Genomic DNA, 20341 nt, shown 5'->3' with positions numbered 1-20341 from the left:
CTTAGAAGAGACCGCCCGAACCGGAGGTCACGGCCTCGTTGGCCTGCGGCGACGTGCGAAGGATTTCCTCGGGCGCCATGTATTCGTCCATGCCGATGACCGAGAAGCTGTCGGCCGGACCGGTGCCGGGCTTGAAGGCTTCGATGATGGTATCCGGCTCGCCCTGAACCGCCGCCATGCCGGTCTTGCGGTTGATCGCAATCAGACTCATGCCTTCCGGAATGTGGAACTTGCCGGGCGGCGTACCGGCGACGGCGGCCTGCATGAATTCGTTGAAGATCGGGGCGGACAGCGAGCCGCCGGTCGCGCCGCGGCCGAGCGGAGCCGGATTGTCGTAGCCGATGTAGAGACCCGCGACGAGATCGGGGGTGTAGCCGACGAACCAGGCATCCTTCTCGTCGTTCGTGGTGCCGGTCTTGCCGGCAACGGGGCGGTCGAGCTTGACCTTGCCGGCTGCGGTGCCGCGCGTGATGACCCCCTCCATGATCGAGGTGATCTGATAGGCCGTCATCGGATCGAGCACCTGTTCGCGATTGTCGACGACCGTCGGCTCTTCCTGATTGTTCCAGCCGTCGGCATTGCAGCCTTCGCAGACGCGCTCCTCGTGACGGAAAATCGTCTTGCCGTAGCGATCCTGGATGCGGTCGATCAGCGTCGGCTTGATCTGCTTGCCGCCGTTGGCGAGCACCGCATAGGCCGAAACCATGCGCAGCACCGTCGTTTCGCCCGAGCCGAGGGACATCGCCAGAACCGGGTTCATCTTGTCGTAGACGCCGAAGCGTTCGGCATATTCCGCGACAAGGTTCATGCCCATGTCGTTGGCAAGGCGCACGGTCATCTGGTTACGCGACTTTTCGATGCCGAGCCTGAGCGTGGAAGGACCAGCCGAGCCGCCGCCGTAGTTCTGCGGGCGCCAGACCTGGCCGCCCTGCACGATCTCGATGGGAGCGTCCATGATGACTGACGCCGGGGTATAGCCGTTGTCGAGCGCGGCGGCATAGACGAACGGCTTGAACGACGAACCGGGCTGGCGCATCGCCTGGGTGGCACGGTTGAATTCCGACTGTGCGTAGGAGAAGCCACCGACCATGGCGAGGACGCGGCCGGTATGCGGATCCATCGCCACGAGGCCACCCTGTACCTTCGGCGGCTGGCGCAGGCGATAACGATCCTTGTTCCCTTCCCCTTCGAGCGCTTCGACGTAAACGACATCGCCGGACTTCAGCACGCCCTCGGGAGACTTCGCCGTCTTGCGATCGCCGGTCGCGGAGCGATAGGCCCAGTCCATGTCCCCGGCCATGATCTTGCCCGTCTGGCGCTCGGCCGCCACCTTGCCGCCGGCTTCGGTCGCCGGCTGCAGGCCGATGTCCACGCGATCACTGGAGACCGCCAGCACGACGGCGAGCTTCCATTCCGGAACGTCACTCAAGCCCGCCACCTTGGCCAGCGGCGCACCCCAGTCGGCCGAAATGTCAATCTGGCTCACGGGGCCGCGATAACCGCGGCGCTCGTCATAGGTGATCAGCCCCTTCTGCAAGGCCTTGCGTGCAAAGACCTGCATCTTCGGATCGAGCGAGGTGCGGACGGAGAGCCCGCCTTCGTAAAGTGCCTTGTCACCGTAACGTTCGATGATCTGCCGGCGGACCTCTTCGGCGAAGTAGTCCGACGCGAAAAGATGGGAGCCGGTACGGCGCAGGGTGACGCCGAGCGGCTGCTTCTTCGCCTCCGCACCATCCTCCTGGGAAACGAAACCGTTCTCGACCATGCGGTCGATGACCCAGTTGCGGCGCTCGAGTGCGGCGTCGGGGTGGCGGAACGGATGATAGTTCGACGGGCCTTTCGGCAGCGAGGCGAGATAGGCCGCCTCGGCGACCGTAAGCTCGGTCACCGACTTGTCGAAATAGGTGAGCGCCGCCCCGGCAATGCCGTAGGCGTTCATGCCGAAGAAGATTTCGTTCAGATAGAGTTCGAGAATCTTGTCCTTAGAATAGGCCTGCTCGATGCGGAAGGAGAGGATTGCTTCCTTCACCTTGCGGTCGATCGTCTGGTCCGAACTCAGCAGGAAGTTCTTCGCGACCTGCTGGGTGATCGTCGAGGCGCCGACGGGACGGCGGCCGGAACCGAAGTTCTGCAGGTTGACCAGGATCGCGCGGCCGAGACCGTAAATGTCGACGCCCGGGTGATTGTAGAAATTCTTGTCTTCAGCCGAAAGGAACGCTGCCTTCACACGGTCCGGTATCGCCTGGATCGGCAGGAAGAGGCGACGTTCACGCGCATATTCGGCCATCAGCGAACCGTCGTCGGCATGGATGCGCGTTGCGACCGGCGGCTCGTAACTCGACAGGACCGCAAAGTCCGGCAGATCCCTCGTGAGATTGGTCAGATAGATGGCGACCACCACCGCCACGGCGAGCGCGAGCACGGAGGCAAGTCCGAAGAAGTATCCAATCAGTCTGATCATAATCGAGCTACCGGCGTTCGCTTTCGGTTCGGCGCGCAATGGCAAACATCGCACATGTCGTCGCGTTTTGCACGTCGGGCGCCCATTGGCAAGGCTTCGGGGACGGACAGGCGGCCGCTATGGCCGCACTCCTCGAAACCACCCCGGAGTAAAGGTGCGATTGTGAGGAAAATAGGGCCGGGCGCCTTCCGTCCCGCATTCATTCCGCATGGAGGGCAGCAAATTTCGCCACCACCCGCGCCGTGCCGTATAGCCGCGGCGCGGCGAGTGTTCACCTCAGCCACCGTTTGCGAGCACCGGCTCGCGATATCGCCTGATCGCCGCGGTCAGCAGTTCGGCGATCTTCTCCCGCCAGCTCTCGTCGAGAAGCACCTTCTCGTCCTCCTTGTTCGAGAGGAAACCGAGCTCGAGCAGGATCGACGGGACGTCGTGGGCCTGCAGGACACGGAAACCGGCGAAACGATGCGGATTGTTGATGAGGGCGACCTGTCCTTCGAAGGACGACACCACCGAGTCGGCCATCGCGACCGAGAAGGCCTGGGTTTCGCGTCGGGTGAAATCGAGAAGGATGTCGGTGACTTCGGCCGGCTCGCTGGCGAAGCCGACGCCGCCGATCGCGTCGGCGAGGTTTTCCCGCTCGGCGAGTTCGGCGGCCATACGGTCGGAAGCCTTGTCGGAGATCGTGTAGACCGTCGCGCCACGGATGTTGTCCTGCCGCAGCTTGTCGGCGTGGAGCGAGACGAAGAGGTTCGCGTGGTGCTGACGGGCGATCGTCACCCGCTCGGACAGCGACAGAAACTCGTCGCCCTCGCGCGTCAGGAAGGCGAAGATCCCCGGCTCCCTGGCGAGGCGCCGCTGCAGAGCCTTGGCGAAGGCGAGCGTGATGTCCTTCTCCGGCGTCTTGGTCTCGCTGGCGATCGCACCGGTGTCGATGCCGCCATGGCCGGCATCGATCGCGATCACGAAGGCGCCGCCCGGCTCCGGGCTCGACGTTCCGAGCCGGTCCCCGCGCGCGGCAGCGACCGCCGCCTCGGAGGCTTCCGCGCCGACTGCCGCCTTGCCGCCGCTCCAGGCCTGACGCTTTACGAGATCGTCAAAGACTTCCCTCTTCACCATTTCGGCATCAAGGACGAGGCGAAAGCCCTTGCCGGCCTCGTCGGCCTGGACTTCTGCGAGCGCGAGTTGCGCCGGACGTTCGGTCGTCAGCACGATTCGTGCGGAGCGAGCGTCGACCGCGCCGAAGCGGACGTCCTTGAAGAGACCGCGCGCCTTGAGGTCGTCCGCGGCGAAGGCGAAGGTGAAGGCCGGCAGATCGACGACGATCCGGTCCGGTCGTTCCAGATAGCGAACCTCGAAGGTCGGCTTGCGGTCGAGATCGATGACGATGCGGGTCCGGGCACGGTCGCCGGCGATCCTCGCGGCGTAGGCAAGCACGGGCGGCTCCCGGTCTTCGTCGGCGGCAGGCGCCCGCTCCGGCACTGTCAGCGACAGCAGCGCCGCGACCAAGAACCAGAACAGCGACGCACTCCGGCGCGACCATCGTCCACCGATTCCAGACTGACGCAACACCCACCCCTTTCGATGATATGGCAGAGCCCGCCGCCCATCCTCCACAAGAGAATCACCTCGGCGTGCTAAACACTACTAATCCATGGGTATTATGGCACAAATGGGTTTTCCCTTGCTATTGCGGTGGAGAAAACATACAACGCAACCGAGGGATAGAGATGCCCACGGGATAGAATCATCGCCGCGGCTGCCAGCCACAAAAGGTTTGGCGCCAGCTTGCCGGACATTCATCCGTCGTCTCTGCAGCTTTGTCCTGAAACTGGATCACAAGCCGGCATTCGGCCGGTTTCGTCTACTGGTGGGTAACCACCAAACGCTCTTTGTGAGCATTCATCGGGCCCAAGGGCCTATGGCATTGTCGTTTTTGTTCGGTCTTTGATGTCGTTGCAGCAGGTAGTCAGAAACATCAGCGGATTTGGAGCGCTCGGCGCCCCGGAAGCTGTTCAGTTGCTGCTCGCTCACCCCACCGGACGAAGACATCTATATCCGGCGCATCCCCAAGATATCTCTCGCTCGTTCCAGCAACGTGCGACTCGATCTTGCCGCGAAGGCGCCGAGGAGCACAACTTACATGGCAGACAGAATGCTTATCGACGCGTCTCACGAGGAAGAGACGCGCGTTGTCGTCGTTCGTGGTAACCGGATAGAAGAATTCGACTTCGAGTCCCAGCATAAGAAGCAGATCAGGGGCAACATCTATCTGGCAAAGGTTACGCGGGTCGAGCCCTCCCTGCAGGCCGCCTTCGTCGATTACGGCGGCAACCGCCACGGTTTCCTGGCCTTCGCCGAAATCCATCCCGATTACTACCAGATCCCGCTTGCAGATCGCCAGGCGCTCCTGAGCGCCGAGGCAGAAGAACACCGCCGCGCCGACGAAGGCGATGCGGAACAAGAAGCGCCGGCCGCAGCGCAAGCCGCGGAAGCCTCCTCTCCGGCCGAAGAGGCGGAACTCGCCGCTGAACCGGCCGCGGCGGAAGAAGCCCCGGCCGAGGCCGCCGAGGAGCCTGCCGCCAAGCCGAAGGCGCGGCGTGCCCGCAAGCCGCGCGGCAAGAAAGCCACGGAGGCCGCAGCCGAGCAGCCGGAAGAAGCCGGTGCGCAGGCGACGGACGAAGACGGCGGCAGCGAAGGCGGCAACACCATGGCCGCCATGGTCGACATGGACGAAATCTCCGAAGAGGCCGGCGGTCGCCGCGGCCATGACGATTTCGATGACGACGATGACGGCGACAACGACGGCGAGAAGGAAGAAATCGAATCCGTCGGCGCCGAGGACGCGATGGAAGAGGTTCCGGATCGCGTCGTGCGCAAGCCCCGCAAGCTGTACCGCATCCAGGAAGTCATCAAGCGTCGGCAGATCCTGCTCGTGCAGGTCGCCAAGGAAGAACGCGGCAACAAGGGCGCGGCCCTCACCACGTACCTTTCGCTCGCCGGTCGCTATTCCGTGCTGATGCCGAACACCGCACGTGGCGGCGGCATCTCCCGCAAGATCACCAATCCGGCCGACCGCAAGCGGCTGAAGGAAATCGCCCGCGGTCTCGAAGTACCGCAGGGTATGGGCGTCATCCTGCGCACGGCCGGCGCCAACCGCACCAAGGTCGAGATCAAGCGCGACTTCGAATACCTGATGCGGCTTTGGGAAAACGTCCGGACGCTGACGCTGAGTTCGACCGCGCCCTGCCTCGTCTACGAGGAAGGCTCGCTCATCAAGCGATCGATCCGTGACCTCTACAACAAGGATATCGGCGAGATCGTCGTCGCCGGCGAAGACGGCTATCGTGAAGCGAAAGACTTCATGAAGATGCTGATGCCGAGCCATGCAAAGGTCGTTCAGCCCTATCGCGACATTCACCCGATCTTCTCGCGTTCCGGCATCGAGGCCCAGCTCGACCGCATGCTGCAGCCGCAGGTGACGCTGAAGTCCGGCGGCTACATCATCATCAACCAGACCGAAGCGCTGGTGGCGATCGACGTCAACTCCGGCCGCTCGACGCGCGAGCACTCGATCGAGGACACTGCACTGCAGACGAACCTCGAAGCGGCCGAGGAAGTCGCCCGTCAGCTCCGTCTGCGCGACCTTGCCGGCCTCATCGTCATCGACTTCATCGACATGGAAGAAAAGCGCAACAACCGCGCCGTCGAGAAGAAGCTGAAGGATTGCCTGAAGAACGACCGTGCCCGCATTCAGGTCGGCCGGATCTCGCATTTCGGCCTGCTCGAGATGTCGCGCCAGCGCATCCGCGCCTCGGTTCTCGAATCGACGACGCAGCTCTGCCCGCACTGCGGCGGCACCGGACTCATCCGGTCGCAGTCCTCCGTCGCGCTGCATGTCCTGCGCGGCATCGAGGAATATCTCCTGAAGAGCACGACGCACGACATCACCGTGCGCACGACGCCGGAAACGGCGCTCTACCTCCTGAACCACAAGCGCGGCACCATCGTCGATTACGAACACCGATTCGGCGTTTCGATCGTGGTTGACTCCGACGACAGCGTCGGATCGCAGCATTTTGCGATCGACCGTGGCGAGCCGGTTCTCAATCCCGTCAAGATCGAAAGCCTGATGCCGGTGATCTCCGAACCCGAAGAGGAGGAGGAAATCTACATCGAGCCGGAGGAAGAGGAAGAAGAGGAAGCTATGGAAGCGGCCTCGGCCCCGCAGGCAGGCGCCGGCGAGGAGCAACAGGGCCGCAAGCGCAAGCGCCGTCGCCGCCGGCGTGGCCGCAACGGAAACGGTAACGGTGAGACCGCCTCTGCATCCGCGCACAACGGCCTCGATGAGGACGAAGACGAGGATGAGGGCGAAGAGGAAGGCGCCGTAGCCGCCTCCGCCGAGGTTGACGAGCAAACGTCCGAAGAAGGTCAGAAGCGCAAGCGTCGCCGTCGCGGCAAGCGCGGTGGCCGCCGCAGCCGTCCGGGCGAGGAAGGTACGGCGGAAGCCGCAGGCGCAGAAGGCGACGAAACGGAGGCGGAGGATGAAGAAACCACCGCCGAAGTGAGCGAGGCGATCGCCGAAGAAACGGAGGCCCAAGAGCCGTCCGCCATGGCGGCGATCGAATCGGCCGAGGAGCCTGCAGCCCGCAAGCCGCGCCGCACCCGCAAGGCCAAGGTCGCCGTCTCGCCGGTCGAGGAGCCGATCCTCGCCGAAGAGGCGCCGGTCGAACCCGAGGTCGCGGAGAAGAGCGCAGCGCTCGCCGAGGAACCTGTTGCCGAAGAGGCAGTCACCGAAGAGGCTGCGGAACCGGCAAAGCCGGCTCGTGCCAATCGCCAGTCGAACGTCGCCTCCTCCGAACCAGTCGTCACATCGGTGAAATCGTCGACGCCGGAAGGTGAAGGCGAAAAGCCGAAAAAGGGTGGCTGGTGGCAGAAGCGCGGCTTCTTCTGAGATAGCCGCTTCCAGGTCTGAACACGAAACGGCCGCCCAATGGGCGGCCGTTTCGCATTCATGGGCTCGCTGGACCTTCGGACTTGGCAAGGCGTCAGAGAACTGGCCTTTGTCGCGACATCAAAACGGCCCGCGTGCCGGCGACCGTCGCCTCGCCTTGCAGGGTGAAGCCGCACCGTTCAGCCAGCTGGATCGAGCGATTGTGTGCGGGATCGAAGATGGCGGCGATCTTGTCGCTGACGAAATTGCCATCCGCCCACCGAAGAACCGCCGTCAGCGCTTCGGTCGCAATTCCTTGTCCCTGTGCCTCCGGCGCAAGGAGCCAGCCCGCCTCCGGGACCCCGTCGAGCAAAGGGGTCATCTCCCGCTTGAAGTCGGCGAAGCCCAGTTCGCCCAGGTATTCGCCGGTGTGACGATCCTCGATCGCCCAGTAGCCGAAACCGAGAAGGCGCCAGTGGCCGACATAGCGCAGCAGGCGTGCCCAGCTTTCCTGCCGCGTGGATGGCTTTCCGCTGATGTAGCGGACGACGTCTTCATCGGCCCACATGCGGGCGAGCGCGTTGAAGTCGGAAACACGATGCCCGCGTAGTCGCGTGCGCTCCGTCAACAGTTCGGGAGCCTCCGGCAATGATCGCCTTACCCAGCATGCCGTCATCCGCACCTCCTGCCTCGCTCAAATCTCCGGTCCATACGTTAGAGCCTGACTTGGGCTGTCGCGGCAAGAGATCAAAGGCGCAGGCTGCCGGCGATCGCTACTACAGCCAGTGCTCGATGCGGTCGAGCGCTTCGATCATTTCCGCCATGGTGCCGGCATAGGAGAAACGCATCGCGCGGTGGCCCTCCACCGGATCGAAGTCGAGGCCGGGCGTCGCCGCGACGTCGATTGCCGAAAGCATCTCGCGGGCGAAGGCCATGCTGTCATTGGTGTGACGGCTGACGTCGACATAGGCGTAGAAGGCCCCGTCCATCGGCGACAGCAAGGGCAGTCCGAGCGTCGGCAGCCTCTCCATGAGATAGTCGCGATTGGCGCGGCAGCTCGCCTTGTAGTGTTCCAGTTCCTCGCCGGCGCCCAGAGCCGCAACCGCCGCGATCTGCGAGAGTTCCGGAGCGGAGATATAGAGGCTCTGCGCCAGGCATTCGAGCGGGCGGACGAGTTCCGGCGGAACCACCATCCAGCCCACGCGCCAGCCGGTCATGCAGTAGTATTTCGAGAAGGAGTTGATGATGACCGTACGGTCGCCGATCTCCAGCGCACTCGCCTCGTCGCCGGAGAAGGTCAGGCCGTGGTAGATCTCGTCGGAGATGAGACTGATCCCCTCCCCCTCGCAATAGCACGCCAGGTCTCGGAGCTGCGCCTTGCCGGTCACAGTCCCGGTCGGATTGGCCGGGCTTGCGAGCAGAACGCCCTTCAGCCGCAGCCCGGCTTCGCGCTGCGCGTTTTCGAGGCTTTCGGGTGTCAGGGTGAAGTGCGTTCCGGCATTGACCGGCACTTCGACGACGGTCAGGCCGAGCGCCTTCAGGATGTTGCGGTAGGCAGGGTATCCGGGCCTTGCAATCGCCACGGCATCCCCCGCATCGAAGAGACCGAGGAAGGCGAGATTGAAGGCGGCCGACGAGCCCGTCGTGACGATGATCCGTCCGGCATCGACGGCAACACCGTGCCGCCGGCGATAGTAGTCGGCAAGCGCCTGCCGCAGTTCGCTGGTGCCGAGCGCGTCGGTGTAGCCGATCCGGCCATGATCGAGGGCTGTCCTGGCCGCGGCAAGAGCCGCCTGCGGAGCAGGATGACCGGGTTGGCCGACGGCCATGGAGATGACCGGCTTGCCGGCCTGCCGGCGCCTGGTGGCTTCGGCCAGCACATCCATGGCGTGGAAGGGTTCGACGGCACTGCGTTTGGAGATGGTGACCACGGGCAATTCTCTCGCATCAGGAGGGGCGCCCGACATTTGCCGTATTATTGCAGTGTTCACAATGGTGAGATTGGCGCGGAGGGGCCATTTTTCGAGCTTCCATTCCGTGCTCCAGACACTACATTGATGACGAATCCAATCGGTTCCGATGGAACCAGCCGGCTGTCGGCAGCGCGCCGACGGTCCTTATGAGGAATGACATGCCCCTGACGTTCAAACATCTCGCCGTTGCGGCCCTCGCCCTCCTGCCCGCAGCACTGCCGACGACGGTGAATGCGCTCGACGAACAGCAGAAGAAGGAATTCGGCGAGTTCATCAAGGAATACCTGATCGAGAACCCCGAGATCATGCTCGACGTGCAGGACGCACTCGAAAAGAAGCAGCAGGAGGCACGCCAGCAGCAGGCCTCGGCCGCCGTCGACAGCAACAAGGATGCCCTCTTCAGCTCGAAATACGATCTTTCGCTCGGCAACCCGAAGGGCGACGTCACGATCGTCGAGTTCTTCGACTACAATTGCGGCTACTGCAAGCGCGCGCTTTCCGACATGGACAGCATCATCGCAGCCGACAAGAACGTGCGCTTCGTGCTGAAGGAATTCCCGATCCTCGGGCCGGATTCGGAAGCCGCGCACAAGGTCTCGGATGCCTTCCGGAAGATCGCGCCGGAAAAGTACGGCGAGTTCCACCGCGCGCTGCTCGGCGGCGAAGGCCGTGCCAACGAGGCGCGCGCGATCGAAGTCGCCGCCTCGCTCGGTGTCGAAGAGGCCGATATCCGCAAGAAGATGGCCGAGAGCCCGAACGACGAATCCGTCCGCGAGGCCTATCAGCTCGCGACCAGCCTCGGCATCACCGGCACCCCCTCCTATATCGTCGGCAACGAAGCGGTGTTCGGCGCCATCGGCTCGAACGCGATCGAGGAGAAGGTCGCGAACGTCCGCAGCTGCGGCCGCACCGCCTGCTGAGTGCCGGAGAGACGTCTCAACACCTCTCTCCCCCGCAAAGTCGGGGGAACTCCAGTGTCTGGCCCGCAGGGGGCTTTCCCTTGCGGGCCTCTCAGTCTATAGGAGGCGGTTGAAGAGAGACGGACCCCTCATGAGCAAAACGATCTTCGTGCTGAACGGCCCCAATCTGAACATGCTCGGCAAACGCGAGCCCGGCATCTATGGCGGCAAGACCCTCGTCGATATCGAGGCCGACTGCAAGGAAGCCGGTGACGCGCTCGGCTTCCATGTCGACTTCCGCCAGAGCAACCACGAGGGCAGGCTCGTCGATTGGCTGCACGAGGCCAATGACGCGGCGGTCGGCGTCGCGATCAATCCCGGCGCCTACGGACATACCTCGATCGCACTGCACGACGCCATCCGCGCGATCTCCGTGCCGGTCGTCGAAGTGCACATCTCCAATATCCACGCGCGGGAAGAATTCCGCCACAAGTCGATGATCGCGCCGGCCGCCAAGGGCATGATCTGCGGCTTTGGCCCCCACAGCTACATCCTGGCGCTGCACGCGCTGAAAAACATCACGCAATAACAAGAATATAGGACCTCATCCATGGCTGAAAAGAAATCGGGAATCGATCAGGCGCTGATCCGTGACCTCGCGAACATCCTCAACGAGACTGATCTGACCGAGATCGAAGTCGAACAGGACGACCTGAGAATCCGCGTCTCGCGCTCCGGTCCGCAGATGGTGGCCATGCAGCAGGCCCCGGCCTACCAGGTTCCCGCGGCCGCCCCGGCCCCGGTTGCCGCCGCTCCGGCAGTTGCCGCCGAGCCGGCACGCAATCTTGCGAATGCGGTCACCGCGCCGATGGTCGGCACCGCCTATCTATCCCCCGCCCCGGGCGCCCGTCCCTTCGTCGAGGTCGGCTCGATCGTCAAGGAAGGCCAGACACTTCTCATCATCGAAGCGATGAAGACGATGAACCAGATCCCGGCCCCGCGTTCCGGCAAGGTCGTGGAAATTCTGATCGAGGATGCCCGGCCCGTCGAGTACGGCGAGCCCATGCTGATCATCGAGTGAGGCCCATGAGCGGTATTTCGAAGATCCTGATTGCCAATCGCGGCGAAATCGCCCTGCGCGTCCTGCGCGCCTGCAAGGAGCTCGGCATCGCCACGGTGGCCGTACACTCGACGGCGGATGCGGACGCAATGCATGTCCGTCTCGCCGACGAGAGCGTCTGCATCGGCCCGCCGCCCTCGCGCGAAAGCTATCTCAACATCCACCAGATCGTCGCGGCCTGCGAGATCACCGGTGCCGACGCCGTCCATCCGGGCTACGGCTTCCTTTCGGAAAACGCCAAGTTCGCCGATATCCTCGATGCGCACGGCATCACCTTCATCGGGCCGACGGCAGAGCACATCCGCCTGATGGGTGACAAGATCACCGCCAAGCAGACGGCGATGGAACTCGGCATTCCGGTCGTTCCGGGTTCCGACGGTGAGGTGACCGAAGACAACCTGATGGCCACCGCGCACCGGATCGGCTTTCCGGTTCTCATCAAGGCGACCGCCGGCGGCGGCGGCCGTGGCATGAAGGTCGCCAAGACCGAAGGCGAGCTCGAGGAAGCCTTCAACACCGCCCGGAGCGAAGCGGCGGCTGCCTTCGGCAACCCGGCCGTCTACATGGAAAAGTACCTCGGCAAGCCGCGGCACATCGAGATCCAGGTGCTCGGCGACGGTGAAGGCAACGCGATCCACCTCGGCGAACGTGATTGCTCGCTGCAGCGTCGCCACCAGAAGGTCTGGGAAGAGGCGAATTCTCCAGCCCTCAACGTCGAGCAGCGCATGAGGATCGGCCAGATCTGCGCCGACGCCATGAAGAAGATGAAGTATCGCGGCGCCGGCACGGTCGAATTCCTCTACGAGAACGGCGAATTCTACTTCATCGAGATGAATACCCGTCTACAGGTGGAGCATCCGATCACCGAAGCGATCACCGGCATCGACCTCGTGCACGAGCAGATCCGCATCGCGTCGGGCGCCGGTCTCTCGGTGACGCAGGACGAGGTGACTTTCTCCGGCCACGCCATCGAATGCCGTATCAACGCCGAGGATCCGCGCACCTTCGTGCCCTCCCCCGGCACGATCACGCACTTCCATGCACCGGGCGGTCTCGGCGTGCGCGTCGATTCGGGTGCCTATCAGGGCTACAAGATCCCGCCCTATTACGACAGCCTGATCGGCAAGCTGATCGTGCACGGGCGCACCCGCGTCGAATGCATGATGCGCCTGCGCCGCGTGCTCGACGAATTCGTCATCGACGGCATCAAGACAACCCTGCCGCTGTTCCAGGACCTGATCGCCAATCAGGACATCGCGAATGGCGACTACGACATCCACTGGCTGGAGGACTATCTGGCCAGAACCTCCGCCTGAAGAACGCCAATGGCAGGGCCGCGCAGCAGGGACCATTCGATCACTCCGGAGATCCTGCTGCGCGCCTATTCCATCGGCCTCTTTCCGATGGCGGAATCGGCGGACGACCCGGAAATCTTCTGGGTCGAGCCGGAACTCCGCGGCATCATTCCCCTCGATCAGTTCCACGTTTCGAAGAGCCTTGCGAAAGCGATCCGCCACAGGCCCTTCGATATCCGTTACGATACCGCCTTCGACCTCGTCCTGGACAAATGCGCCGAAGCGGCGGAAGACCGGCCGAGCACCTGGATCAACCAGACGATCAAGGATCTCTACCGCGCGCTTCACCGGATGGGCCATGCCCACAGCGTCGAAGCCTGGGAGGGCGACGAACTCGTCGGCGGGCTCTACGGCGTCTCTCTCGGCTCTGCCTTCTTCGGTGAGAGCATGTTCGCCCGGCGCACCAACGCCTCGAAAATCTGCCTCGTCCACCTCGTCGAACGCCTGAAGGAACGTGGTTTCACACTGCTCGACACGCAGTTCACCACAGAGCACCTGAAGACCTTCGGCGCGATCGACGTGCCGAAGGACCAGTATGGGCAATTGTTGGAGAAGGCGGTGGCCGGACCGGATGTCGCGTTCGTCTAACGCGACGACGCAGGCATCAGGACGTCAGAACAGCCCGACACTTCCCGGCTTCGTCACTGGAGACTGCGGCACGGGCTGCCCCTGCGGCATCTCTTCGGCACCCTGCGGAATATCGAGCGGCGGCAGGAGGTCTCCCGGCGCATTGTCCGGCACCGGTCGGAGTTCTTCGAGCGACGGCAACGCTTCGTCCGGCGCGACATCCTGCATCTGCTGAGAATCATCGAGCGGCGGCAAGGCGTCGCCGGGCGCGTTGTCCGGGATTTCCCGCGGGGCACCGAGCGGCGGAATGGCGTCCTGCTGCGGCGGTTGCAGCGTGCCGCTGTCCTGCGGGGCGGGCGCAGTTTCTGCCGGCTGCGGCTGTTCGCTCACCTGCGGCATCGCCTGACTTTCCGAACTTGTGGCCGCCTTCTGCGTCTCGGTGGCCTTCTGTGCCTCCGAAACCGGTACGGGAGCGGGATGAGCAGCCTCGACGCCCTCTGGCGCCGGAACGTCCGACGACGGCTTGCAGCCGGTCAGCCACACGTCGTAGATCGCGTGCTCGACGGCGTTCAGCGCCGGGCTGTCGGCAAACATCCAGCCGGAAAAAATGCGACGAATCTTGCGGTCGAGGGTGATCTCGTCGACCTCGATGAACGCGTCGATCTTCTGGGCCTCCGCGTCGTCACGGGAATAGCAGACCTTCGGCGTCACCTGCAGTGCGCCGAACTGCACGGTCTCGTTGACGTAGACATCAAACGAGGTAATGCGCCCGGTGATCTTGTCGATGCCGGCGAACTGCGCAACCGGATTGGCGATACGCTCCGCTCTCGCCGCACTTGCGGCCGACAGCAGGGAAACGGCGGTCGTCAGCGCAAGAAAGGAGGCCGCGCCAAGCCCGATGCCGTTTCCGAAAAGCTTCATATCTCCAGTCTCCAGCCGTCCTGTCGGCGCTGCTCCTCCGGGAGAAGGCAACGCCCACCAAAGCGGCTAAACGTCAATTGTGGCCAAAACCGGTGTCAGTTGCCGGGCGTCCAGGCGTCGTAGTCGCCGGTGACGCGCGGACGCTCGCCCGGAACGGCGATCGAGCCCTGCGGACGATAGGCGAGCGAGGAACCGGTGTAGTTCGGGCGATGGGGCTTCTGCCACTCGCGGGCCTTGTAGTCCTCCTTGGTCGGAGGAACGTCCGTGCGGTGATGCATCCAGCCGTGCCAGTCGGCCGAAATCTTCGAAGCCTCGGCATAGCCGTTGTAGATGACCCAGCGGCGCGGAAGACCGAAAGAGGTCATACCGCCCTCGTAGTAGACGTTGCCGAACTCGTCTTCGCCGACGCGCTTGCCATTGCGCCAGGTGAAGAAGCGCGTGCCCATGGTCTGGCCGTTCCACCAGGTGAAAATTTGCAACAGAAGCTGCTTCATGTCTCGTCCTTCGGCTCCGACACCCGAACGGCGCTCGGGTTCAACAGTTTCCCGCTTATGCCGCCTCGGGGGCCGATTGTCCAGTGTTTCGCGGGCCTTCAACCGTCATTTCAGCGTCAACTTGAAGCCGAGATGGCTCGCCTCGAAACCCAGCCGCCCGTAGAAGCGGTGGGCGTCCGTTCGCTTGGCGTTGGAGGTCAGTTGAACCTTCCGCAAGCCCTGCCGACGCGCCTCCTCGAGGCAGAAGCGGACCATCGCCTCGCCGATCCCCTGCCCCCGGCAATCCGTGCGCGTATGCACTGCCTCGACGATCATCGAGGAACCGCCGCGGCCGGTCAGGGTCGTGGTGATCAGGGTCTGGAAGGTCCCGACCACCTCCCCGTCTTTTATGGCCACGTAGAGGGTCTCGTTCGGGGACTTCTCGATGCGGCGGAATGCCGCCATATAACCGGGAAGCGCTGCCGGGTCCGTCGTATCGCCGTGGCCACCGAGCGAATCGCTTGCGAACATCGCGACGATCGCCGGCACATCCCCGTGCTCGGCCTTCCTGATGGTAACAGCCTCGGTTTCCATGTATCGTCCTTCGCGCGCGGGGAGACCCGCAAATCAGGGGAACTGGGGGAAGACTTACATGATCGGCCGCAGCGCTTGCACGCTCTTTCTTGCGCTACTTTTATCCGTGTCGGCAGTGCAGGCCGAGGAAGGCGGCCGCAAGGGCATCGCCTTCGTACAGGCCCCCGAGATGAGCAGCGGCGTCTGCACCGGAGCCAATGCGGACGAGGCGTTCGCCTGCGCCCGGAAGCAGTGCGTCGACGGCGGCGGCACGGACGAGGATTGCGTCGCGATGAGCTATTGCTTCCCGGCGCTTTACAGCGTCGAGGTCTCGATCCTGCACAAGGAAGGCCTCCATTGGGAAGAGTTCTATTGCGGTTGGGAGAGCAAGGAAGCGGCGCTGGCCGCGGCGAAGGTCGCCTGCGACCGGGAACGGCGTCCGGACCTTGCCGAGTGCGCGGCCGTGTTCCTCTACGATGAGGATGGCAATGGCGAGGAAGTCCCTCAGGAGTGAGGACGCTCAGCCGAGCGGCTTTTCCATAATGATCGCCGGCAGTCCCGAATCGGGGCCTCCGCAGCTCGTCGTGCGGTCGACCTCGACGAAGCCGTGCGCCTCGTAGAAGGCGATCGCCGCAGCGTTTCGCGGTTCGACCTCCAGACGCATGATCTCGGCATCCGGAAAGCAGGTTTCCAGCTCGGCAAAGAGATCGCGGCCAATCCCCGCGCGCTGGCAGGACGGACGCACGTAGAGCTGGTGCAGCATGGCGGTCTTGGTCATCGTCTTCGACATGGCGGCATAGGCCATGCCGCCGAGCCGCCGGCCATCGTCGGCGACGAGGAACTCGCCTTCCTTCTGGGCGACGCGGGCTCGGAGCGCCGGCAGCGAATGCCAGGCATCGACGAGCTGCTGCACCTTCTCCGGCCCGTAGAAGCCGTCATAGGTGGCATGGAAGGTCTCGGCCAGCAGGCCGCGTAGCGCTTCGACATCGCGCTCGCTGGCCGTGCGGACGAAGAACATCGCTGCCATCACTCCTCGATTCCGAGCTTCAGCTTGACGAGCGCCTGCACGGCCTGCGGATTGGCCTTGCCGCCGGTCGCCTTCATCACCTGGCCGACGAACCAGCCGGCAAGCGTCGGCTTGGCCAGCACCTTGGCGACCTGGTCGGGGTTGGCGGCGATGATCTCGTCGACCGCCTTCTCGATCGCGCCGGTGTCGGTCACCTGCTTCATGCCGCGGCTCTCGACGATCGCCGCCGGGTCACCGCCCTCGTTCCAGACGATCTCGAAGAGATCCTTGGCGATCTTGCCGGAGATCGTGCCGTCCCTGATGAGGTCGATGATGCCGCCGAGCTGAGCGGGCGAGACGGGCGTCTCCTCGATGCCCTTGCCGGCCTTGTTCAACGCACCGAGCAGGTCGTTGATGACCCAGTTGGCAGCGGCCTTGCCGTCGCGGCCCTCGGCCACGGCCTCGAAATAGTCGGCGATCGCCTTTTCCGAGACGAGCACGGAAGCGTCATAGACCGAGAGGCCGAGATCAGCGACGAAACGAGCCTTCTTGTCGTCGGGCAGCTCCGGCAGGTCCTTCTTCAGCGCCTCGACGAAGGCATCGTCGAATTCAAGCGGCAGGAGGTCCGGATCGGGGAAATAGCGATAGTCATGCGCCTCTTCTTTCGACCGCATGGCGCGGGTTTCGCCCTTGCCGGGGTCGAAGAGGCGGGTTTCCTGGTCGATCTCGCCGCCGTCCTCAAGGATGGCGATCTGGCGACGGGCCTCGTATTCGATCGCCTGGCCGATGAAGCGGATGGAGTTGACGTTCTTGATCTCACAGCGCGTGCCGAAGGCGCCGCCCGGCTTGCGCACGGAGACGTTGACGTCGGCGCGCATCGAGCCTTCGTCCATGTTGCCGTCGCAGGTGCCGAGATAGCGCACGATCGAGCGCAGCTTGGTCATGTAGGCCTTGGCCTCGTCGGAGGAACGCATGTCGGGCTTCGACACGATCTCCATCAGCGCGACGCCCGAACGGTTCAAATCGACATAGGACATGGTCGGATGCTGGTCGTGCATCGACTTGCCGGCATCCTGCTCGAGATGCAGGCGCTCGATGCCGATCTCGATATCCTCGAAATTGCCCTGGCGATCTGGGCCGAGCGAGATCACGATCCTGCCCTCGCCGACGATCGGGTCCTTGAACTGCGAGATCTGGTAGCCCTGCGGCAGGTCCGGATAGAAATAGTTTTTGCGGTCAAAGATCGAGCGGTTGTTGATCTTGGCCTTGAGGCCGAGGCCGGTGCGGACCGCCTGCCTGACGCATTCCTCGTTGATCACCGGCAGCATGCCCGGCATCGCCGCATCGACGAGCGAGACGTTGGAATTCGGTGCGTTTCCGAAGGTGGTCGAGGCCCCCGAGAAGAGCTTGGCGTTGCTGGTCACCTGGGCATGGACTTCCATGCCGATCACCACTTCCCAATCGCCGGTGGCGCCGGGGATCAAGCGTTTCGGGTCAGGCGTGCGCGTGTCAACAATGGTCATCTGGAGCTCTTGTCATGCTTGGGATTTCTGACCCCGTTGGGTAGAGCAAATGGCGCGGCGGCGCAAGGCTCGACGCGGTCGCGACCGTCGTTAAGCGACGCCTCGGGGCAAGTTCAGAATTCCTGGCCGTAGCCGACCGGTTCGGGCGCGACAAAGAGCTTTGCTAGACCGACCGTCTGAATGTCGCGATCGAGCTTGGGGTTGTAGGCGACCGTCAGCCAGTGCACGGAATAGCCGTGTTTCTCGAAGAAATGCAGCCCCTCGCGGTTCATCGCGTGGGTCTCGAGCGTCGCCTTTTCGAAGCCGAGGTGACGAATTTCCTTCTCGACGGCTTCGAGCAGTGCCGTGCCGAGGCCCTGCCCCTGGAAGACCGGATCGATCCAGAAGTCCGTGATGTCCTCATCTAGGTTTTCGCGCGCGGCCCAGCCGGCGACGTCGCCGTTCTGCTCGATCACGGTGATCGTGAGCCAATCCGAGCTGACGAAGTTCCAGAAGGCGGCGCGCGCATTCTCGACCATGGCTTTCGTTTCGCCGACGGGGATCATCGCCTTTTCCCAGGCGCGCAGCCCCACATCGGCAAGGATCACCGCCTCGTCCTGCCGTGCACTGCGGATCGTGATCATGAAGTGCCCCCCCGCTTTGCATCAGTAGAACACCGCCGATGCGGATTTACCAGCCCGCCGCCAGTGGCTGATGCGGAGTTAGGGAATGTCCTTTATATACAATTCTCTACGCTCCCTTTTGCATCCGAGCATTACGTTACGGGATCCTTGGAAGAGCGATTGCCTGATTCGCCAAAGGATTGAGAGGCGGATGTCGCCGTGCGCTTGACGCGCGCATAGGCATGCGGCAAAAACAGCTCCGCACGATGGAGTGTTGATGTACGGTTTGTCACAGACCCGGTGAAGGCCCTGCCCGCGATCGATTACGATCTGCGCGCATGGGCCCGACGAGAACAGAACCCCGATGCCTGACCGGCACCGGATACGTTTTCGTGCGTCCTTCCGAAGGACGCGAACACCGGATCAACGACAATGGACATTTCGCGCACCGAACAGCGCATCCTTCACCTGCTCGCCCAAGGCGGGCGGATCGAAATTTCCCGCAATGACAGCCGCAAGATCGAGAACGCCCGGTGCTTCTCGCGCGACGGCTGGCTCTATCCCGGCTTCGATCTTCTCCTCTTCCGAAAACTGAAGCGCCTGAAGGCGATCAGTTCGAAGGCCGGACGCCCCTACCGGATCACCGAAAGAGGTCTGCAGCTGGTGAGGGCGGAACTGGACAACAGGTGACTATAAACTCAAAGCGGCGCCTTCCGGCGCCGCTCTCCAACCTGAGTATTGAACGCGCTCGACAGCAGAGATCCGACGCACCCTGGCGAAAGTGTGAAATAACGTCCGGCAAGCGCGCTTAAGGACCCTATTTCAATGCTCGGCTGAAAGCGGCAACGACCATATCGATGAGCTGCACGTGGATTTCGCGGCGTGAGCGTCCCCCGCCATCCGAGCAGATTGGATCGCCTATCTTTTCGGATTCGGCTATCTCGGCCGCCCCGGGTCTGCATTCGGCAAACATGCTGTAATGGCTTGCATCCTCGATCGTGGAATATTTTGCGTTTGGAATGACATTTGCGATTTCGTCCGCCCGCAGGGTGGGAGGGATTTTGCCCGGCTGACCCAGATTCACGAGCGCGACGGGAATTGAGATTCGAGAAAGGCTGTCGATTTCGAAGACATCGGCAGGCGCCGGATCAATTGCCATGGCAAATCCGATGCGCGCGTCATGGTTATCCCGTCCGGCCGATCGTAGATCCATCGCGTGCAGATCGACACCACTTTGCCTGACCCAATCGCAGAGCGAAGGGTTGAGAGCATCCGTATCGCAATAGCTTGCCAAGCGTTCAGGGTCGATACGAGCACCGGCGATCGCCAACGCCGTGCCGCCTCCCATCGAGAGCCCGAGGATACCTGTCTTATCGAACTCGAGATGTTCTTTGAAGAGAGGGGCGTCCTCCATCGCATTCAGTGTTTCGGTGATATCGGCTGGGCGCAGCCAGAGCTTCATCGTTTCCGCCGCAGACCTGCTGGCACCTGAGTTTCCGGGGTGCGTGGGAGCCGCCACGATGAAACCCTGCTGCGCCAAGGGCACAGCAATCCAGCTCAAGGCTTGCGCGTTTCCCGCGAGGCCGGCACCGTGGGAAAGCAGTATCAAAGGAAATCTTCCATCCGAGATCGGACCGTCGAGCCAGGCGGGCGTCCCCACAAAGAAGATGCTCTCGCCAAGCGTCACAGGATCGCCCTCCGCGTTCGCAGGATACCAGACGGTAACGGCAAGATCGCGGCCCCGTTCCCTGGAGGGAACCGCAATCTCACGCACCCCGACATAGTCGCCGGCAACGGCCGGATGGTACGTCATCAGCGTCGAAGAAACGATGGTGCAAAGCGCGACCACTATTGTCGTCAGTTCTTTCATAGCCGTCCTCCTATGACGTTCACGCTCGAACAATCCCCTGCCGCGCCGCAACCCGGATCAAGGCCGAT

Annotated in this window: 18 protein-coding genes and 1 pseudogene; 8 read left to right on the top strand and 11 right to left on the bottom strand. The window is 63.2% G+C overall.

What is annotated here, in order from left to right; all coding sequences use genetic code 11:
- Window position 1 precedes the first annotated feature (1 nt).
- Window positions 2-2461, bottom strand: coding sequence for a penicillin-binding protein 1A (locus tag NHF53_RS07510; RefSeq protein WP_252833700.1), 2460 nt, complete (start codon window positions 2459-2461; stop codon window positions 2-4).
- 276 nt (window positions 2462-2737) lie between these two features.
- Complete coding sequence (locus NHF53_RS07505) at window positions 2738-4030, bottom strand: N-acetylmuramoyl-L-alanine amidase (protein ID WP_374591046.1); 1293 nt, start codon at window positions 4028-4030, stop codon at window positions 2738-2740.
- Window positions 4031-4601: 571 nt separating this feature from the next.
- Between NHF53_RS07505 and NHF53_RS07500 the strand changes: the two genes are divergently transcribed.
- A complete protein-coding gene (locus NHF53_RS07500; protein WP_252833698.1) occupies window positions 4602-7412 on the top strand; it encodes a ribonuclease E/G in 2811 nt (936 codons plus the stop codon).
- Window positions 7413-7506: 94 nt separating this feature from the next.
- Here the strand turns inward: NHF53_RS07500 and NHF53_RS07495 are convergent, their stop codons facing one another.
- Together NHF53_RS07495 and NHF53_RS07490 are read right to left on the bottom strand one after the other, a co-directional pair.
- Window positions 7507-8067 (bottom strand): GNAT family N-acetyltransferase, encoded by a 561-nt coding sequence (locus NHF53_RS07495; protein ID WP_252833697.1) that lies wholly within the window; start codon window positions 8065-8067, stop codon window positions 7507-7509.
- Window positions 8068-8167: 100 nt separating this feature from the next.
- Window positions 8168-9322 (bottom strand): pyridoxal phosphate-dependent aminotransferase, encoded by a 1155-nt coding sequence (locus NHF53_RS07490; RefSeq protein WP_252833696.1) that lies wholly within the window; start codon window positions 9320-9322, stop codon window positions 8168-8170.
- Between the two features lie 200 nt (window positions 9323-9522).
- Here NHF53_RS07490 and NHF53_RS07485 point away from each other — a divergent pair, with 200 nt between their 5' ends.
- The 5 genes from NHF53_RS07485 (at window position 9523) to aat (ending at window position 13326) form a co-directional block, all read left to right on the top strand.
- A complete protein-coding gene (locus tag NHF53_RS07485; RefSeq protein ID WP_252833695.1) occupies window positions 9523-10284 on the top strand; it encodes a DsbA family protein in 762 nt (253 codons plus the stop codon).
- Window positions 10285-10414: 130 nt separating this feature from the next.
- A complete protein-coding gene (gene aroQ / locus NHF53_RS07480; RefSeq protein ID WP_112687240.1) occupies window positions 10415-10852 on the top strand; it encodes a type II 3-dehydroquinate dehydratase in 438 nt (145 codons plus the stop codon).
- Between the two features lie 21 nt (window positions 10853-10873).
- Complete coding sequence (gene accB / locus NHF53_RS07475; protein WP_114362237.1) at window positions 10874-11344, top strand: acetyl-CoA carboxylase biotin carboxyl carrier protein; 471 nt, start codon at window positions 10874-10876, stop codon at window positions 11342-11344.
- 5 nt (window positions 11345-11349) lie between these two features.
- Window positions 11350-12699: an acetyl-CoA carboxylase biotin carboxylase subunit gene (gene accC, locus NHF53_RS07470; RefSeq protein ID WP_114362236.1), complete on the top strand. Its 1350-nt coding sequence runs from the start codon at window positions 11350-11352 to the stop codon at window positions 12697-12699.
- A gap of 9 nt (window positions 12700-12708) precedes the next feature.
- Window positions 12709-13326 (top strand): leucyl/phenylalanyl-tRNA--protein transferase, encoded by a 618-nt coding sequence (aat, locus tag NHF53_RS07465; RefSeq protein WP_252833694.1) that lies wholly within the window; start codon window positions 12709-12711, stop codon window positions 13324-13326.
- A gap of 462 nt (window positions 13327-13788) precedes the next feature.
- On the opposite strand, the pseudogene NHF53_RS07460 reads toward aat, so the two are convergent.
- The 3 genes and pseudogenes from NHF53_RS07460 to NHF53_RS07450 all read right to left on the bottom strand — a co-directional run.
- A pseudogene (locus tag NHF53_RS07460) lies at window positions 13789-14226 on the bottom strand (DUF2155 domain-containing protein); the annotation flags it as partial.
- Between the two features lie 95 nt (window positions 14227-14321).
- Window positions 14322-14720: an NADH:ubiquinone oxidoreductase subunit NDUFA12 gene (locus NHF53_RS07455; protein WP_148160987.1), complete on the bottom strand. Its 399-nt coding sequence runs from the start codon at window positions 14718-14720 to the stop codon at window positions 14322-14324.
- A gap of 105 nt (window positions 14721-14825) precedes the next feature.
- A complete protein-coding gene (locus tag NHF53_RS07450) occupies window positions 14826-15293 on the bottom strand; it encodes a GNAT family N-acetyltransferase (RefSeq protein WP_252833693.1) in 468 nt (155 codons plus the stop codon).
- Window positions 15294-15351: 58 nt separating this feature from the next.
- Here NHF53_RS07450 and NHF53_RS07445 point away from each other — a divergent pair, with 58 nt between their 5' ends.
- Window positions 15352-15786: a hypothetical protein gene (locus tag NHF53_RS07445; RefSeq protein WP_252833692.1), complete on the top strand. Its 435-nt coding sequence runs from the start codon at window positions 15352-15354 to the stop codon at window positions 15784-15786.
- Window positions 15787-15792: 6 nt separating this feature from the next.
- Here the strand turns inward: NHF53_RS07445 and NHF53_RS07440 are convergent, their stop codons facing one another.
- From NHF53_RS07440 to NHF53_RS07430, 3 genes are all read right to left on the bottom strand, one after another.
- A complete protein-coding gene (locus NHF53_RS07440) occupies window positions 15793-16290 on the bottom strand; it encodes a GNAT family N-acetyltransferase (RefSeq protein WP_114362327.1) in 498 nt (165 codons plus the stop codon).
- An 8-nt stretch (window positions 16291-16298) separates the two neighbouring features.
- Window positions 16299-17801, bottom strand: a complete 1503-nt coding sequence (gene gatB, locus NHF53_RS07435) for an Asp-tRNA(Asn)/Glu-tRNA(Gln) amidotransferase subunit GatB (protein ID WP_252833691.1) — start codon at window positions 17799-17801, stop codon at window positions 16299-16301.
- Between the two features lie 113 nt (window positions 17802-17914).
- Window positions 17915-18424 (bottom strand): GNAT family N-acetyltransferase, encoded by a 510-nt coding sequence (locus tag NHF53_RS07430; protein WP_252833690.1) that lies wholly within the window; start codon window positions 18422-18424, stop codon window positions 17915-17917.
- Between the two features lie 411 nt (window positions 18425-18835).
- Between NHF53_RS07430 and NHF53_RS07425 the strand changes: the two genes are divergently transcribed.
- Window positions 18836-19093: a YjhX family toxin gene (locus tag NHF53_RS07425; RefSeq protein ID WP_114362229.1), complete on the top strand. Its 258-nt coding sequence runs from the start codon at window positions 18836-18838 to the stop codon at window positions 19091-19093.
- A gap of 127 nt (window positions 19094-19220) precedes the next feature.
- Here the strand turns inward: NHF53_RS07425 and NHF53_RS07420 are convergent, their stop codons facing one another.
- A complete protein-coding gene (locus NHF53_RS07420) occupies window positions 19221-20273 on the bottom strand; it encodes an alpha/beta fold hydrolase (protein ID WP_252833689.1) in 1053 nt (350 codons plus the stop codon).
- Window positions 20274-20341 lie beyond the last annotated feature (68 nt).

The sequence above is a fragment of the Ciceribacter sp. RN22 genome (assembly GCF_024054295.1).
In the GTDB taxonomy this organism is placed as follows: domain Bacteria; phylum Pseudomonadota; class Alphaproteobacteria; order Rhizobiales; family Rhizobiaceae; genus Allorhizobium; species Allorhizobium lividum.
Note: the sequence above shows the minus strand (reverse complement) of the source record. Positions and strands in the feature narration are given on the sequence as shown.

Coding starts and splice junctions, on each gene's coding strand:
- NHF53_RS07510 (WP_252833700.1), bottom strand. CDS start 2,461: ATGATCAGACTGATTGGATACTTCTTCGGACTTGCCTCCGTGCTCGCG.
- NHF53_RS07500 (WP_252833698.1), top strand. CDS start 4,602: ATGGCAGACAGAATGCTTATCGACGCGTCTCACGAGGAAGAGACGCGC.
- NHF53_RS07495 (WP_252833697.1), bottom strand. CDS start 8,067: ATGACGGCATGCTGGGTAAGGCGATCATTGCCGGAGGCTCCCGAACTG.
- NHF53_RS07485 (WP_252833695.1), top strand. CDS start 9,523: ATGCCCCTGACGTTCAAACATCTCGCCGTTGCGGCCCTCGCCCTCCTG.
- aroQ (WP_112687240.1), top strand. CDS start 10,415: ATGAGCAAAACGATCTTCGTGCTGAACGGCCCCAATCTGAACATGCTC.
- accB (WP_114362237.1), top strand. CDS start 10,874: ATGGCTGAAAAGAAATCGGGAATCGATCAGGCGCTGATCCGTGACCTC.
- accC (WP_114362236.1), top strand. CDS start 11,350: ATGAGCGGTATTTCGAAGATCCTGATTGCCAATCGCGGCGAAATCGCC.
- aat (WP_252833694.1), top strand. CDS start 12,709: ATGGCAGGGCCGCGCAGCAGGGACCATTCGATCACTCCGGAGATCCTG.
- NHF53_RS07455 (WP_148160987.1), bottom strand. CDS start 14,720: ATGAAGCAGCTTCTGTTGCAAATTTTCACCTGGTGGAACGGCCAGACC.
- NHF53_RS07450 (WP_252833693.1), bottom strand. CDS start 15,293: ATGGAAACCGAGGCTGTTACCATCAGGAAGGCCGAGCACGGGGATGTG.
- NHF53_RS07445 (WP_252833692.1), top strand. CDS start 15,352: ATGATCGGCCGCAGCGCTTGCACGCTCTTTCTTGCGCTACTTTTATCC.
- NHF53_RS07440 (WP_114362327.1), bottom strand. CDS start 16,290: ATGTTCTTCGTCCGCACGGCCAGCGAGCGCGATGTCGAAGCGCTACGC.
- gatB (WP_252833691.1), bottom strand. CDS start 17,801: ATGACCATTGTTGACACGCGCACGCCTGACCCGAAACGCTTGATCCCC.
- NHF53_RS07430 (WP_252833690.1), bottom strand. CDS start 18,424: ATGATCACGATCCGCAGTGCACGGCAGGACGAGGCGGTGATCCTTGCC.
- NHF53_RS07425 (WP_114362229.1), top strand. CDS start 18,836: ATGGACATTTCGCGCACCGAACAGCGCATCCTTCACCTGCTCGCCCAA.
- NHF53_RS07420 (WP_252833689.1), bottom strand. CDS start 20,273: ATGAAAGAACTGACGACAATAGTGGTCGCGCTTTGCACCATCGTTTCT.